Here is a 14,112-nt window from a genome sequence, read left to right as displayed (position 1 = left end):
TATGTGGTTGTATAGAAATACAAATAGGAGGGATGTATAATGCGACTAAAAAGAAATTTCAAGAGAATTATCACTCTTGTAATGGCATTTGCAATGGTATTATCCATTGGTCTTACACCAAAGACAGCTTATGCTGCCGAGGTAAAGGCTGATGTCCGTTCAATTGCCAACGTACCTAATGATTTAAGTGGAAAAACTATTATTCTCCACACAAATGATGTGCACGGAGCACTTGAAGGTTATGCACAGGCTGCAGCTTTAAAGTATGAATTTAAGGCTAGAGGTGCTGAGGTAATCCTTGCAGATGCAGGTGATTTTAGCCAGGGTACACCATATGTAAGCACTACAAAGGGACATGATGCTATTACAATGATGAACTTTGCAGGCTATGATGTTGCTACTCTTGGTAATCACGAATTCGATTATGGTTATGACCAGCTTAAGAACAATCTTTCAAGAGCTTGGTTCAAAACTATCTGCGCTGATGTATTAGATAAGAATGGTAAGCCAATCCTTGACCCAACTTACGAATTCACATCAGCTTCAGGTCTTAAGGTTGGTTTCTTTGGTATGGAAACACCAGAGACTCAGACAAAGGTTAACCCTGCTCTTATTAAGGGAATCAAGTTCTTATCTAAGGGCGAGCTTTATCCATGTGCTCAGGAACAGATTAACAAGCTAAAGGCTGATGGCTGTGATATCGTTGTATGCCTTGCACATCTTGGTGTAGATGATGAATCTGCTCCAGACGGACACAGAAGTGTTGACCTTTATGCTAAGACAACAGGCATCGATATTATCTTGGATGGTCATTCTCATACAGTAATGACAGCTGGTGAAAATGGTGAGCCAGTACAGTCTACAGGTACAAAGTTTGAAAAAATCGGTATGGTTGTTATCGATAATGCAACAAAGAAAATCGAGGATAACTACCTTATCAAAGTAGATGATGGTATTCTTAAGGCTCCAGCAATTGAAGCACTTTCAAAGTCAATTACTGATAGAGTAGATGCTGAATACGGTGTTGAATTTGCAAAGTCAGAGGTTGACTTAAATGGTCAGAAGGCTCCAGGTGTTAGAACACAGGAGACAAACCTTGGAGATCTTATCACAGATGCTATTAAGTGGTCTGTACTTAAGGAAGGCGGACTTAAGGTTAAGGAAGACCACGTTGTAGCTATCACAAACGGTGGCGGCATTCGTGCTTCTATCAAAGCTGGTAGTGTTACAAAGAAGGATTTAAATACAGTACTTCCATTTGGAAACACTATTTCAGTAGTATATATCAGTGGTGTTGATTTGCTTGAAGCATTAGAAGCAAGCACATTCTCAACACCAGGAGCAATCGGTGGTTTCTCACAGGTATCAGGTATCAAATTTACAGTTGATACAGCAAAGCCATTTGCTCAGGGTGAGGCTTATCCTGCTTCAACATACTATAAGCCAGCAGCAATTAACCGTGTAAGTATTCAAAGCATTAATGGCAAGCCATTCTCAGCTACAGATAAATATGCAGTTGTAACAAACAACTTCTGTGCAGCTGGTGGTGACACATATTATGCATTTGCAAACGCTTCAGAGCAGTTTGATACAGGTATCGTAATGGATGAAGCTGTTATGGACTACGTACAGACTGAACTTAAGGGTGTTATCACTTCTAAGGACTATGGTACAGTTCACGGAAACATCGTTATTAAGTAATTAATGAAATGATTTAACGCAAAAAGCAGAAATCGAAAGGTTTCTGCTTTTTTTATTGCTTTAGTTGCAGATTAGTGGTGTTTAGGAATAATTTTTTCACATATTTTTGTTATACTTGCGAAAGAGACGAATTTTAGGAGGTGTCTATGGCTTATTTCCCTATTTTTTTAGATTTAACTGATGCTAATTGTTTGGTAGTAGGCGGTGATGCTGCTGCTTTAAAAAAGACAAGAGCTCTTTTAGATTTTGGGGCTAAGGTTCATTTAATAGCCGATGAGGTTTCCTTGGATCTTGCAGCTCTTTCAGAAGAAACAGATCATCTTCTTTTAGAGCAAAGACAGTTTACTCCTATAGATTTACAGGGAAGAATGCTTGTTGTTGTAGCAACAGAAGATGATGAGCTTAACGGTCAGATATCTATGATGTGTAAGGAAGGCGGAATTCCTGTACATGTTGTTTTAGATAAGTCAAAGAGTACATTTGATTTCCCTACATATTTAAAGGAACAAAACCTTGTTGCAGGTTTTTCTAGTTGTGGAAACAGTGAAGCCTTAGAAAAGTTCTTAAGAAACAAGGAAAAGGAAGTTCTTACGTGGCGTCTTGGTGAATTAAATGAAATGCTAGGCCGATGGAAAGAGCCTATTAATGATTTATTCCCAAGAGAATCAAGTAGAAATAGTGCATTTGAGCAACTTATAGATTATGCCCTTTGTTATGATGGTATTCCTTCTGATGAAGAGGTGGAAGAGTTGCTTGGTGCTATTAGTATGTCCCTATAAATCATAATCGGTAGAACAATTGGAGGGATCATTCATGGAGGAATCGAAAAAGAACGGGATTAATCTGCATTCAATTTATGTAAAGATTCTCGCACTTGTTATCATTAGCGTTGTAGCTTTCTTTGCCCTGAATATGTTTTATATTATTCCACAGGCAAAATCAGCTGTTCAGAAGATTAATGAGAACAATATGCAAGATCTTGCCACATTGTGCTCTGAGATTGTAGAGCAGGAGATTGCAGCCCGAGGGGTTGATGGCGTTGACTATGAAGTTTTAAAGCCTATTTTTGAAGGCAGAGGATTAAATGGTATCTCATCTAGTTATATCTATGTAACAGATGCTGATGGTCTCTTCCTATACCATAAAAAACCTGAAAAGGTAGGAACCCAGGCTACTAATAATGTAGTAAACGAATTACTTAAACAGATTCCATCCGGAAATTATGTTCAGGCAAAGATTTTCCATTATGTGGATGAAAATGGCGTAAAGAAATATGCAGCTTATCAGGTTATCAATTCCCAGGGATGGGTTACTGTTTGCGTAGCTGATGAAATTGAAATAATGGCAGAAATCAACCAGATTAGAAATCTTGGATTGCTGTTTTCATGTATAGTTGGCGTAGGTATTTTACTGATAGGTATTGTTGCAGGTAATGGTATTACAAAGCCAATCAGAATTATCACAGGTGTTATTGAAAACGTAGGAAAGCTTGATTTCACAGCAAATGATGATCTTGAATCCATCGAACACAAGAAGGATGAAACTGGTGTTATGGCTAGAGCTGTTGATTCTATGGAGCACAGCTTACGTGATATTGTAGAACGTATCGCCAGCACATCTGTAGATTTGGAGGGACATGCTCTTAGACTTAAGGACATCACTCAAGAAATCGATTCTGCAAATGCTGATAACTCTGCAACATCTGAAGAGCTGGCAGCCAGCATGCAGGAAACAAGCGCTACTACAGATGTTATCAGTGAAAGAACAAATCTTATTAAAGAAAACGCTGATGGCATAGCAGAGGAAGCAAAGGCTGGCGCCAATAATGCTGTAGAAACAAAGAGAAAGGCTAATGAAGTCTACAAGGAGACAGTTGCAGCAAAAGAAAAGACTGAAAGAATATATGAAGAGATTAATGAACAAGGCCAGGATGCTCTTGAAAAATCTAAGGCTGTTGAAAAGGTTAATACTCTTGCAACAACTATTCAGGATATTGCCAGCCAGACAAATCTTCTTGCACTTAATGCTTCTATTGAGGCAGCCAGAGCTGGTGAAGCTGGTAAGGGCTTTGCAGTAGTAGCAACAGAAATCGGTGGACTTGCAACACAATCAAGTGAGACAGTTGCAGATATTATGGAAATCGTTTCAGAGGTTCAGAATGCTGTTAACCTTATGAACGAATGCCTGTCTCGAACACTTAACTACATTGAGACTGATATTGCAAAGGATTATGATTCATTCTTATCAATGGCAGATAACTACAAGCTGGATGCTGAGAATTTCTCTGATTCCATGACTCAGATATCTAATAAGATTTCTGATTTGCAGGAAGCAACAACTGCTATTTCAGAATCTGTCGAGCAGATTTCTCGAACGGTAGGAGAGGCAGCAGAGGCTGTTACTACAGTAGCAGAAAAGGCCACAGACGTGGCCAACCTTTCAGATGGAGTTGTAAAGGTAGTTAGTGAAACAGAAGAGAATTCTGATGAACTTAGGGACATTAAGGATTCATTTAAAATCTAATTAAATAAACCTAAGAAACGTTGTAGCAGGCTCTTTTTCCTTTTCTTAAAAGTGAATTTGAGCTTGCTATATTTTTCTAAAGGATCAGCCTTTTGCTCAATTTTTTCCAAAAAGATTCTAATCCAAACAACATCTTCATCCTTTCCCTGAAAGTCATCGAAGCTTATTTCGGCGTCGTCTAGGCTCATGAATCTGGCTTTCATTTTTTCAAGGCGTGCAATAGTAGGCATCCATTCTGGAAGTACATCCTTTACTTCATAGATGGCATGCTTCATGCGTTTGATATATTCGTCTACCCCGTTTTCTTCCACATTAAGGTAGTTTGTCAAATATTCATCAAAGTATTTGTATTCATCGTAGAAATTTTTATTTACAATTCGGTTATTTGACAACATGGTGTTCGCCCTCCTTTGGGTTATCTACGTTTTTCAGGGTGAGCATCGTAGAATGCATTTTTATCTTCGTACATGTTTTCATCGGCATAGCGCATGGCCAGACGAAGATTACCTTGTGAATCATCATGATAGTGCCCTATAGCAAAGTTAAGCCAATCAGGGTCGCAGGCCTTCGCTCGGACTGCGGCAAGCTTCTTAAGAAAATCATTTTCAGAATCATTTAAAGAAATAACTACGAATTCGTCGCCGCCGGCTCGATATATCTGGTCGTCAGGGAAAACCTCTTTTAGGACACTTGCTGCATCCTTAAGCAAGTCATCGCCAGAATTATGACCACCATGGTCATTTATAGATTTAAGACCATTTAAGTCAAAGAATGCTACTGAAAATGGCTTAGGCTCAAGCTTAAGCTTTAGAGATAATTCATCTACATTTACGTTCATGCAGTTACGATTGAATACTCCTGTTAGTATATCTACATTGCTAAGGTATTCAAGCTTCTCTAGGAAGGTATGGTTGGCCACCTCGGCAGTAAGAAAGAATGAGAGTAATTCTACAATCTCTTTTATTCTGGCTAAGTTGGAACCATCAAAATCTGTTAAATATAAATAACCTATTATTTCTCCGTGATGCACAAATGGAGAAAGGCAAAGGTTTTTAACATGTGCTTCCTTCATGGTTTTCACCCAGCTTGGGGCGAGGGTTTCGTAATAATCCATGTCATTTTCATCTTTAATGATGATATTGTTGGTGCCTTTAAGAAGCTTTTCCCAGCTGGCAATTATTTCGTAAGGGAAGGTTTTAAAGTAGTCCTTTATGGAATGCACATTATTTTTGACAGATTCACTTATAATTTGGAAGGTCTTTCTTTCAGAATCCACTGTTAAGATGCAGGCGTTAAAGGAATCAGTGTATTCTCTTAAATCTTTTATAACCACATTCATGCTGGAATAAAATTCATTTTCATTTCGAAGCTCCAGGCAGGCTTTGATTACGTAGCTTGAAATATCTGGAGAAACGGCGCTGAACTTTCCAGTATCCATTTCTCTATTAAGCTGATATATGAAATAGCAATAAGATATATTTTCTTCGTGGTCACAATCGCAAGGAATTAAAAAATCCTCAGTCCAATATCCGTACATACTTGTAGTATCTATGTAGGTGTGGATGTATTCCTTATTCCAAGCGCTTCTAAAACATATTTCCTCAAATTTAGGCTCTTTTGAAAGAGTAAGAGTGTAAGGCTGTCCCTCTATGAATGAATCCAACTCCTCTATGCTGGCTGGCTCTTTTCCTGTTGTCTTAATGAATAGATCATAGAAGCTTCTTTTGAAGGCATCATTTACGGCAAAAAAACGAATCTCGCCGCAGGTGCCGTCAGGTTTTCTTTCTACAGCAAGGGCCGTACAAGGAGCAGGAGCAAGATTTACAAATTGTTTTAAAAGGTTATATGTTGGTGTTTTCATGCCATCCTCACTTAATTACACATAGTAACTTAAGCATATTGTAGATAATAAATGTGGGTACTTTGTGAATATTTTTTAAAAATAAATATAGGTAAGGGATGCTAGATTTTATAATTTATTTGTTTATTTTTACCTTAAGCATAAGTATAATAAGCCTATAGTTTTTATAGGTAAGAGACTCAATATCTAAAATAGGAGAAAAGTAATGACTGATAGATTAAAAAGACAACTAGATTTTGCTCTTGAAATAGATAAAGAGAAAAATATATTTAGACAGACACATATTTCAGGACATGGAAGAAATGAAAATGACGCAGAGCATGCCTGGCATATGGCTATAATGGCATATCTTTTAAGGGAATATTCCAACGAGCCTGTAGATATAGGAAAGGTTATGCTAATGTGCCTGATTCATGACATCGTGGAAATAGAAGCTGGCGATACCTACGCTTATGATGAAGAGGGAAAGAAGACTCAGGCTTTAAGAGAAAAGGCTGCTAAAGAGCATCTTTTTGGAATGCTTCCTAGTGATCAGGCCAGCGAGCTTATGGCTCTTTTTGAAGAGTTTGAAGCCTACGAGACTGCTGAATCAAAGTTTGCTCATTCCATGGATAATCTGCAGCCACTAATGCTTAATAACAGCAATGGTGGCGATGACTGGAGACAGCACGGCGTAAGTGCCACCCAGGTTCACGGCAGACAGGACAAAACAGCCCTAGGCTCTAAGGAGCTATTTAAGGTTGTTGATTCTATAATAGAAGCCAATGTAAAGGCGGGGAATATTAAGGACGAATAAGAGGTTTATTACATTATGAAAGCATTAATAGCTATGAGCGGTGGCGTAGATAGTAGTGTCGCTGCATTATTAATGAAGGAAAAGGGATATGATTGCGTAGGCTGCACTATGAAGCTTTATGCAAATGAGGACATCGGCGTGTGCAATGGTCACACCTGCTGTTCCTTAGATGACGTGGAGGATGCCAAGGCTGTTGCAAGACGTCTTGAGATGTCACATCATACCTTTAATTTCCAAGAGAAATTTAGAGAGACTGTTATTGATAATTTTATAAGCTGCTACGAATGTGGTATGACACCTAATCCATGCATTGAGTGTAACAAGCACATGAAGTTTGACGAGCTTTATCGCAGAGCACAGATTTTAGGCTGCGAAAAGATTGTCACTGGACATTACGTTAGAATTCGTAAAACCGATAATGGATATCAGCTTTTAAAGGGCCTTGACGGTAATAAGGACCAAAGCTATGTACTTTATAACATGACTCAGGAGGAGCTTGCACATACAGAGTTCCCACTGGGAGAGCTTTCAAAGGACGAGGTGCGCCGTATAGCAGAAAGCCACAATTTCATTAACGCCAACAAGCCTGACAGCCAGGATATCTGCTTCGTCCCAGACGGAGATTATGTTTCAGCTCTTAAGAGATTCACAGGCAAGGAATATGAGCCAGGTGATTTTGTAGATATGGAAGGTAATGTTCTTGGAAAGCACAAGGGTATAGTTGGATATACAATTGGTCAGCGAAAGGGACTTGGCATATCTGCCGCATATCCTTTATACGTAGTAGCATTAGATGTTCCTGGTAACAGGGTAATCCTTGGAAAGAATGAGGATTTATTCTCAAGGGATGTATTAGTTAAGAATATCAATTGGATTGATCCAAATGATGATAGAGAAGAGTTTGATTGTAGTGCAAAGGTACGCTATAGAATGGCAGACCAGCCTTGCCATGTGATCAGACTAGATAAAACTACAGCTCAGATAACATTTGTGGAACCACAGAGAGCCATAACACCCGGTCAGGCAGCAGTGTTCTATGATAATGATGTGGTGCTGGGCGGAGGCACCATCGTGGGCAAGTAGCATTAGTAGGCAACAGGTTTTTGCATGAAAGGGAGACAGGATGACACGACAAGAGTTTAGACAGCTATTAGAAGAAAGAATTGTATTTATTGATGGTGCCACAGGAACAGAGCTTCAAAAACGGGGCCTTAAAGCAGGGGTTTGTCCTGAAAAATGGATTATTGATAATCCTTCAGCAATTCAGGATTTGCAGAGATTATATTACGAGGCAGGCTCAGACATAGTTCTTGCCCCGACCTTTACGGCATCTAGAATAAAGCTGGCAGAATATGGTCTTGAGGATAATCTAATTGAGATGAACAGACAGCTTGTAAGACTTACTAGAGAAGTGGCAGGCGAAAAGGGACTTGTGGCAGCTGATATTTCCATGACAGGTAAGCAGCTGTTTCCTCTTGGGGATTTAATGTTTGAGGATTTGGTGGATTGCTACAAGGAGCAGGTGGCTGCAATCCTTGAAGAGGGTGTCGATTTGTTTGTTGTGGAGACAATGATGAGCCTTCAGGAATGTAGAGCAGCAGTGCTTGCAATCAAAGAATCCTGTGACCTTCCTATTATCGTGTCACTTACCTTCAATCCTGATGGAAAGACACTGTACGGAACCGCACCTGATACAGCCATGATAGTTCTTGAATCTATGGGTGTAGATTGTGTGGGCATGAACTGCAGCACTGGTCCAGATGCTATGCTTTATTTGGTAAAGCAGATGGCTGCTGTTGCAAACGTCCCTATTATGGTAAAGCCAAACGCAGGATTGCCAGAGCTTGAAAATGGCAAAACTGTCTATAAGATGGGACCAGCTGAATTTACAGAATCATGTCTAAAGCTTTATGAAGCAGGTGCATCACTTTTTGGTGGCTGCTGTGGTTCAACACCAGAGCATATTAAGGCGTTGGTATCTGCCCTTAAGGATAAGCCTCAGCACGTATATAAGAACGAACCTCTTAGAGTAGTTACCTCTGAGAGAATGAATACATGGATTGATTTGGATGGGCCATTTATGGTTATCGGCGAAAGAATCAATCCTACTGGAAAGAAGAAGTTCCAGGAATCCTTAAAGAATGGTTCCCTTTCAATGGTAGTGGATTTTGCCAGAGAGCAAGAGGAAAAGGGTGCCAACATATTAGATGTAAACATGGGTATGAATGGTATCGACGAAAAGCAGATGATGCTTGATAGCATTTATGAGGTTACATCGGCTGTGGATTTACCACTGTGTCTTGATACCAGCCATGTGGATGTAATGGAGGCAGCTCTTCGTATTTATCCTGGTAGAGCACTTATCAATTCCATCTCTGCCGAGGAAGCCAAGATGGAGGATATGCTTCGTCTTGCTAAAAAGTATGGTGCTATGTTTATCACCCTTCCTTTATCAGGGGCAGGACTTCCTAAGGATATAGAAGAAAAAAAGCAGCACATTAATACAGTCTTAACAGCGGCAGAGCGTATTGGCCTTCGCAAGGAGGATGCCGTTGTTGATGTATTAGTTCAGACAGTAGGTGCAGAGGGTACAGCAGGCTTACAGTGCTTTGAAACTATTGAATATTGCAAGAATGAGCTAAAGCTTCCCACAGTGTGCGGTCTTTCAAACATTTCCTTTGGAATGCCTAACAGACCATTTGTTAATACAACATATCTTACTATTGCAGTTAGCAAGGGACTTACAATGGCTATCGCTAATCCTAATCAGGATATGCTTATGTACTGCGCTGCAGCTGCGGATACATTGATGAATAAGCCTGGTGCCTTGGAGAAATATGCATCACTACCTGTATTGGAAAGCAGTGTTAGTACTGCCAGTAAAGGAGCAGGCAGCCCTCAGTCTGGTCAATCGGCCTACGGTGATTTAAGCCCAGTGGCAGAATGTGTTGTTAAGGGTAAAAAGGAGCAGATAATAGCTGAGATTCAAAAGCTTATTGATGAGGGCGTGGAGCCTCAGGCTATTATAGAAGAACACCTTATCAAGGGAATCAACGTGGTAGGAGATTTATACGATAAAAAGAAATACTTCCTTCCTCAGCTAATTGCAGGTGCTAATGCGATGGAGCTTGGTATGAAGCACATCGAACCACTTCTTACAAGCGAAGATTCCGATGCTAAGGCTACAATTGTTATCGCTACAGTTGAAGGCGATATTCATGACATTGGAAAAAATCTGGTGGCACTTATGCTTAAGAATTACGGCTATAATGTAATAGATTTAGGCAAGGATGTGCCAGCGGATGTTATAATTGATAAAGCGGTGGAGGTGGATGCTGATATCATCGGCTTGTCCGCACTTATGACTACCACAATGATGCGAATGGATGATGTGGTAAAGCTTGCAAAGGAAAAGGGCTGCAGAGCTCAGATTATTATTGGCGGCGCCTGCATCAACGAATCATTTAAGGATGAGATTAATGCTGACGGTTATTCTGCAGATGCAGCAGACTGTGTTAAGCTTGTGGCTAATCTAATGAAGAAGTTTGGTTAGGAGATTATGGAAGAAAAGAAGCATAAAAGAAGAGTACATTACTCTGGAAAATATCCAAAGAAATTCGAAGAAAAATATAAGGAGCACAACCCTGAAAAGTACGCTGATACTATAGAGCATGTTATTGCAAAGGGCTCTACTCCAGCAGGCATGCATATTTCTATTATGGTGAAGGAGATATTAGATTTCCTACAGATTAAGCCAGGACAGCAGGGCTTAGATTGTACCCTAGGCTATGGTGGACATACTAGAAAAATGCTAGAACAGCTTAAGGGCGAGGGTATAATGTACGGCCTTGACGTGGATCCAATCGAATCTGCAAAGACTGTAGAGCGCTTGCGGGGTGCTGGCTTTGGAGAGGATAATTTTCAGTTTAGACTTATTAATTTTGCAAACATTGATCAGGTTGCAGCAGAGGCTGGAAAGTTTGATTTTGTTTTGGCGGATTTAGGTGTATCATCTATGCAGATAGATAATCCAGAGCGTGGTTTTTCTTACAAAATAGATGGACCATTGGATTTGCGATTAGACCCTGAGCATGGCGAAAGTGCAGCAGAACGTCTTCACAATATCACCGAGGAAGAGTTTATCGGAATGATGGTAGAAAATTCCGATGAGCCTTATGCTGAGGAGATTGCTCACAAGGTGTTTACTCTTATGTCAAAGGGCAATCCTATGGATACCACCACAGCATTACGTGAAGCCATATCAGAGGCTTTATGGAAGGTGCCAAAGGAGGAAAAGGAGCAGGCCATCAAAAAATCCTGTGCAAGAGTATTTCAGGCACTTCGTATAGACGTTAATAGTGAATTCGAGGTACTTTATTCATTCTTGGAAAAGCTTCCTGGCATCTTAAATCCAGGTGGCAGAGTAGCAATACTTACATTCCATTCAGGGGAAGACAGATTAGTCAAAAAGTCATTTAAGGAATTGTCAAAGCTTGGCGTATATTCTGAGGTTTCTTCTGATGTAATCAGACCATCAGCAGAGGAATGCAGAATTAATCCTAGAAGTAAATCTACAAAAATGCGCTGGGCTATAAAGGCGTAAAATATATTATTGGGGGAATAAAAATGAACAAGATTTTTGTTAATCAGGTTGGGTTTATGCCTAACGCTGAAAAGAAAGCTGTGCTTAATTTTGATGCAGCAGGTTTTCAAGTAATTGATGCAAATGGAGAATCAGTGCTTAAAGGGGAAGCTACTCACTTTGGCACTGATGAAATCTCTGGTGAGGATACCTATATCGCTGATTTTAGTCAGATTAAAAATCAGGGGATGTACAAAATCCTTGCGGGGGATGTTTCCAGTGCATCTTTTTTTGTTGGAGAAAATGCATTCGATAAGCTTATGAAGGATGTTTGCAAATGCTTTTATTATCTTCGTTGCGGTCATGGCTTGGATAAGAAGTACGCAGGAAAGTATTATCATGAGCCTTGCCATGTTTCAAAGGCAACTGTATACGGTGAGGATGTGCCTGCTGTAGATGTATGCGGCGGTTGGCATGATGCCGGTGACTTTGGCAGATATTCTACTGCAGGAGCTGTAGCGGTGGCACATTTATTATATGCTGTAAGATTCTTTCCAAAGCTTCTTGAGGTGGAATTTGACATTCCAAAGGTTTCCTGCGAGAAAGGGCTTTTGCCAGATATATTAGCAGAAGTAAAAGTGGAATTGGATTTTCTTATGAAAATGCAAAGAGAGGATGGAAGTGTATGGCACAAGGTTACGACCTTTAGTCACGCTCCATTTATTATGCCTGAGGATGACAAAGAGGAATTGTTTTTGTTTAATGTATCATCTCTTGCAACTGCGGATATTGCCGCAGTATTTGCACTGGCTAATACCGTATATGGGGCTTATGATAAGGAATATGCTAAATTGCTTCTTGAAAGGTCTTTAAAGGCTTATAAATGGCTTGAGGCTAATAATGATGCGGTATTATTTAAAAATGCCGAAGGCTCAAATACAGGAGAGTATCCTGAAAACGAAGATAATTCTAATAGATTCTGGGCTGCTGCAGCTTTATTTGAAGCGACAGGAGAAAAGAAGTATTACCAGGATGCCCTAAAGCAGAAGCCGTTTATTGAAGCATACGATAAGGGGGATGCATTTAAGGAATACACAGGAAATATATTTACTTGCTTTGGTTGGGCAGATGTTGCCGGACTTGGCGCACTTTCATTAATTTTAAAGGATGAGGTCAGTGAGCTTTATGAATTTGTAAAGCGAGCACTAATTGAGGAAGCTAACAGATTAGTAAGAAATTCATCAGAAAATGGCTTTGGCCTTTGCATGAAAAAGGAGAACTTCATCTGGGGTAGCAACATGGAACTACTTAAGTATCTGATGGTACTTACTGTAGCAAACAAGCTGGAGCCTAAGGCTGAATTCGTAAATACGTTAACAGCAGGACTAAATTACTTACTTGGCTGCAATTCCATGGATGTAAGCTATGTTACAGGAAATGGTGAAAAGGCATTTAAAAATCCGCATCTTCGTCCAACCTTTGCAGCTAAATTAGATGCATGGCCAGGCCTTGTTTCGGGTGGTCCAAACACAGGCTTACAGGATGAAAGAGCACAGGAACTTCCAAAGGATACAGCACCAATGAAATGCTATATAGATCATGTGGATTGCTATTCATTAAATGAAATTACTATTTATTGGAACTCGCCATTAGTATTTGTATTGGCTGGATTGATGTAACAATTTCATATTTTATTACAGGCAAATCTAAGTATGATTACAACTCATACTTAGATTTTGTTTTTGTAATCTCTGTCATATAAGCAGCTGTAATAATACCTGATGGCAGGGCAATCACAGCAACACCTACAAGTGCTGAACACATGGTAATAAGGCGTCCAATAGGAGTTACAGGTGATATATCGCCATAACCGATTGTTGTGATAGAAATGGTTGCCCAGTAGAGAGCATCGAAAAAATTATTAAATAGGTTAGGCTCTAGCTGGAATATCAGCATGGCAGAAACAAATATATATACAATAATCAGAATGAGAACAGCCATAAGCTGAGACTTAACCTTGCGAATAACATTGGCTATTATTATCATTGTTTTCGAATATCTAATCAGCTTTAGGGCGCGGAATATTCTAAAAAGGCGAAGTAGACCAATCATTGAAGAGACAGGTGTAAACAGATAGATAACAGGTAAAATAGATAGAAAATCAAATATTGCTAGTGGCGTGAAAAGGTAGGCTATGTATGCTTTATAGCTTTTATAGCCCATTTTATAGTCGGCAGTGTAAACTCTGGCGATGTAGTCTGTCAGAAAAATGAAGCTGGTTAGAATTTCAATCCAGTAGGTATAGGTGGTTTCCTTTTTTAACATCATGGGAATTAAACCTACAATAATTGCTACCGTCATTAATTTATCGTAGGCACGGCTGGATTTATCACCAAATTTTGAAACCTCTAATACTTCGTATATTCTTCGTTTGAAATCGTACATAATTTATCCTCTACATAAATCCGTTGTACAATGCGGCTACCCCTAGAATTGCTAATACAATACAAAAGAAACGACATATCAATACAAATCTCTTCGAAGCTATCTCTTGAGTGTCTGAGTGCATTCCAGAATCATCAATTAATTGTTTGTTATTATCTGTCATATTTTTATCCTCACAAGAATCACTATATGGGTAATAATATC

Annotated in this window: 11 protein-coding genes; 8 read left to right on the top strand and 3 right to left on the bottom strand. The window is 39.5% G+C overall.

Annotation, left to right across the window (positions count from 1 at the left end):
- Positions 1-39: 39 nt before the first annotated feature.
- From G611_RS0113045 to G611_RS0113035, 3 genes are all read left to right on the top strand, one after another.
- Positions 40-1,701 (top strand): bifunctional metallophosphatase/5'-nucleotidase, encoded by a 1,662-nt coding sequence (locus tag G611_RS0113045; protein ID WP_028244003.1) that lies wholly within the window; start codon positions 40-42, stop codon positions 1,699-1,701.
- Positions 1,702-1,847: 146 nt separating this feature from the next.
- Complete coding sequence (locus G611_RS0113040; RefSeq protein WP_028244002.1) at positions 1,848-2,480, top strand: precorrin-2 dehydrogenase/sirohydrochlorin ferrochelatase family protein; 633 nt, start codon at positions 1,848-1,850, stop codon at positions 2,478-2,480.
- 34 nt (positions 2,481-2,514) lie between these two features.
- Complete coding sequence (locus G611_RS0113035; RefSeq protein WP_028244001.1) at positions 2,515-4,224, top strand: methyl-accepting chemotaxis protein; 1,710 nt, start codon at positions 2,515-2,517, stop codon at positions 4,222-4,224.
- Here the strand turns inward: G611_RS0113035 and G611_RS0113030 are convergent.
- Positions 4,221-4,619: a DUF6548 family protein gene (locus G611_RS0113030; RefSeq protein ID WP_028244000.1), complete on the bottom strand. Its 399-nt coding sequence runs from the start codon at positions 4,617-4,619 to the stop codon at positions 4,221-4,223. The genes G611_RS0113035 and G611_RS0113030 overlap by 4 nt on opposite strands.
- A gap of 20 nt (positions 4,620-4,639) precedes the next feature.
- Entirely contained in the window at positions 4,640-6,085 is a 1,446-nt protein-coding gene (locus G611_RS14965) for a GGDEF domain-containing protein (RefSeq protein ID WP_051195263.1), read from the bottom strand.
- Between the two features lie 205 nt (positions 6,086-6,290).
- Here G611_RS14965 and G611_RS0113020 point away from each other — a divergent pair, with 205 nt between their 5' ends.
- Genes G611_RS0113020 through G611_RS0113000 form a run of 5 tightly spaced genes read left to right on the top strand, consistent with a single transcriptional unit; the run spans position 6,291 to position 13,142 of the window.
- The gene (locus G611_RS0113020; protein ID WP_028243999.1) at positions 6,291-6,881 is read left to right on the top strand and encodes an HD domain-containing protein; all 591 of its coding nucleotides are present in this window, start codon (positions 6,291-6,293) and stop codon (positions 6,879-6,881) included.
- A gap of 15 nt (positions 6,882-6,896) precedes the next feature.
- A complete protein-coding gene (gene mnmA, locus G611_RS0113015; protein WP_028243998.1) occupies positions 6,897-7,964 on the top strand; it encodes a tRNA 2-thiouridine(34) synthase MnmA in 1,068 nt (355 codons plus the stop codon).
- A 40-nt stretch (positions 7,965-8,004) separates the two neighbouring features.
- Positions 8,005-10,434, top strand: a complete 2,430-nt coding sequence (locus G611_RS0113010) for a homocysteine S-methyltransferase family protein (protein WP_028243997.1) — start codon at positions 8,005-8,007, stop codon at positions 10,432-10,434.
- Between the two features lie 6 nt (positions 10,435-10,440).
- The gene (gene rsmH, locus G611_RS0113005) at positions 10,441-11,484 is read left to right on the top strand and encodes a 16S rRNA (cytosine(1402)-N(4))-methyltransferase RsmH (RefSeq protein ID WP_196801572.1); all 1,044 of its coding nucleotides are present in this window, start codon (positions 10,441-10,443) and stop codon (positions 11,482-11,484) included.
- Between the two features lie 23 nt (positions 11,485-11,507).
- Positions 11,508-13,142, top strand: coding sequence for a glycoside hydrolase family 9 protein (locus G611_RS0113000; RefSeq protein ID WP_028243995.1), 1,635 nt, complete (start codon positions 11,508-11,510; stop codon positions 13,140-13,142).
- Positions 13,143-13,179: 37 nt separating this feature from the next.
- Here G611_RS0113000 and G611_RS0112995 read toward each other — a convergent pair whose 3' ends face one another.
- Positions 13,180-13,908, bottom strand: a complete 729-nt coding sequence (locus G611_RS0112995; RefSeq protein WP_028243994.1) for an ion transporter — start codon at positions 13,906-13,908, stop codon at positions 13,180-13,182.
- Positions 13,909-14,112 lie beyond the last annotated feature (204 nt).

The organism is Pseudobutyrivibrio ruminis AD2017 (assembly GCF_000424305.1).
GTDB lineage: Bacteria > Bacillota > Clostridia > Lachnospirales > Lachnospiraceae > Pseudobutyrivibrio > Pseudobutyrivibrio ruminis_B.
This window is presented reverse-complemented; position numbering and strand designations above follow the sequence as displayed.

What these genes read in the sequence shown, in the direction of transcription:
- G611_RS0113010 (WP_028243997.1), top strand. Translation starts at nt 8,005, where the DNA reads ATGACACGACAAGAGTTTAGACAGCTATTAGAAGAAAGAATTGTATTT.
- rsmH (WP_196801572.1), top strand. Translation starts at nt 10,441, where the DNA reads ATGGAAGAAAAGAAGCATAAAAGAAGAGTACATTACTCTGGAAAATAT.
- mnmA (WP_028243998.1), top strand. Translation starts at nt 6,897, where the DNA reads ATGAAAGCATTAATAGCTATGAGCGGTGGCGTAGATAGTAGTGTCGCT.
- G611_RS0112995 (WP_028243994.1), bottom strand. Translation starts at nt 13,908, where the DNA reads ATGTACGATTTCAAACGAAGAATATACGAAGTATTAGAGGTTTCAAAA.
- G611_RS14965 (WP_051195263.1), bottom strand. Translation starts at nt 6,085, where the DNA reads ATGAAAACACCAACATATAACCTTTTAAAACAATTTGTAAATCTTGCT.
- G611_RS0113035 (WP_028244001.1), top strand. Translation starts at nt 2,515, where the DNA reads ATGGAGGAATCGAAAAAGAACGGGATTAATCTGCATTCAATTTATGTA.
- G611_RS0113040 (WP_028244002.1), top strand. Translation starts at nt 1,848, where the DNA reads ATGGCTTATTTCCCTATTTTTTTAGATTTAACTGATGCTAATTGTTTG.
- G611_RS0113020 (WP_028243999.1), top strand. Translation starts at nt 6,291, where the DNA reads ATGACTGATAGATTAAAAAGACAACTAGATTTTGCTCTTGAAATAGAT.
- G611_RS0113000 (WP_028243995.1), top strand. Translation starts at nt 11,508, where the DNA reads ATGAACAAGATTTTTGTTAATCAGGTTGGGTTTATGCCTAACGCTGAA.
- G611_RS0113045 (WP_028244003.1), top strand. Translation starts at nt 40, where the DNA reads ATGCGACTAAAAAGAAATTTCAAGAGAATTATCACTCTTGTAATGGCA.
- G611_RS0113030 (WP_028244000.1), bottom strand. Translation starts at nt 4,619, where the DNA reads ATGTTGTCAAATAACCGAATTGTAAATAAAAATTTCTACGATGAATAC.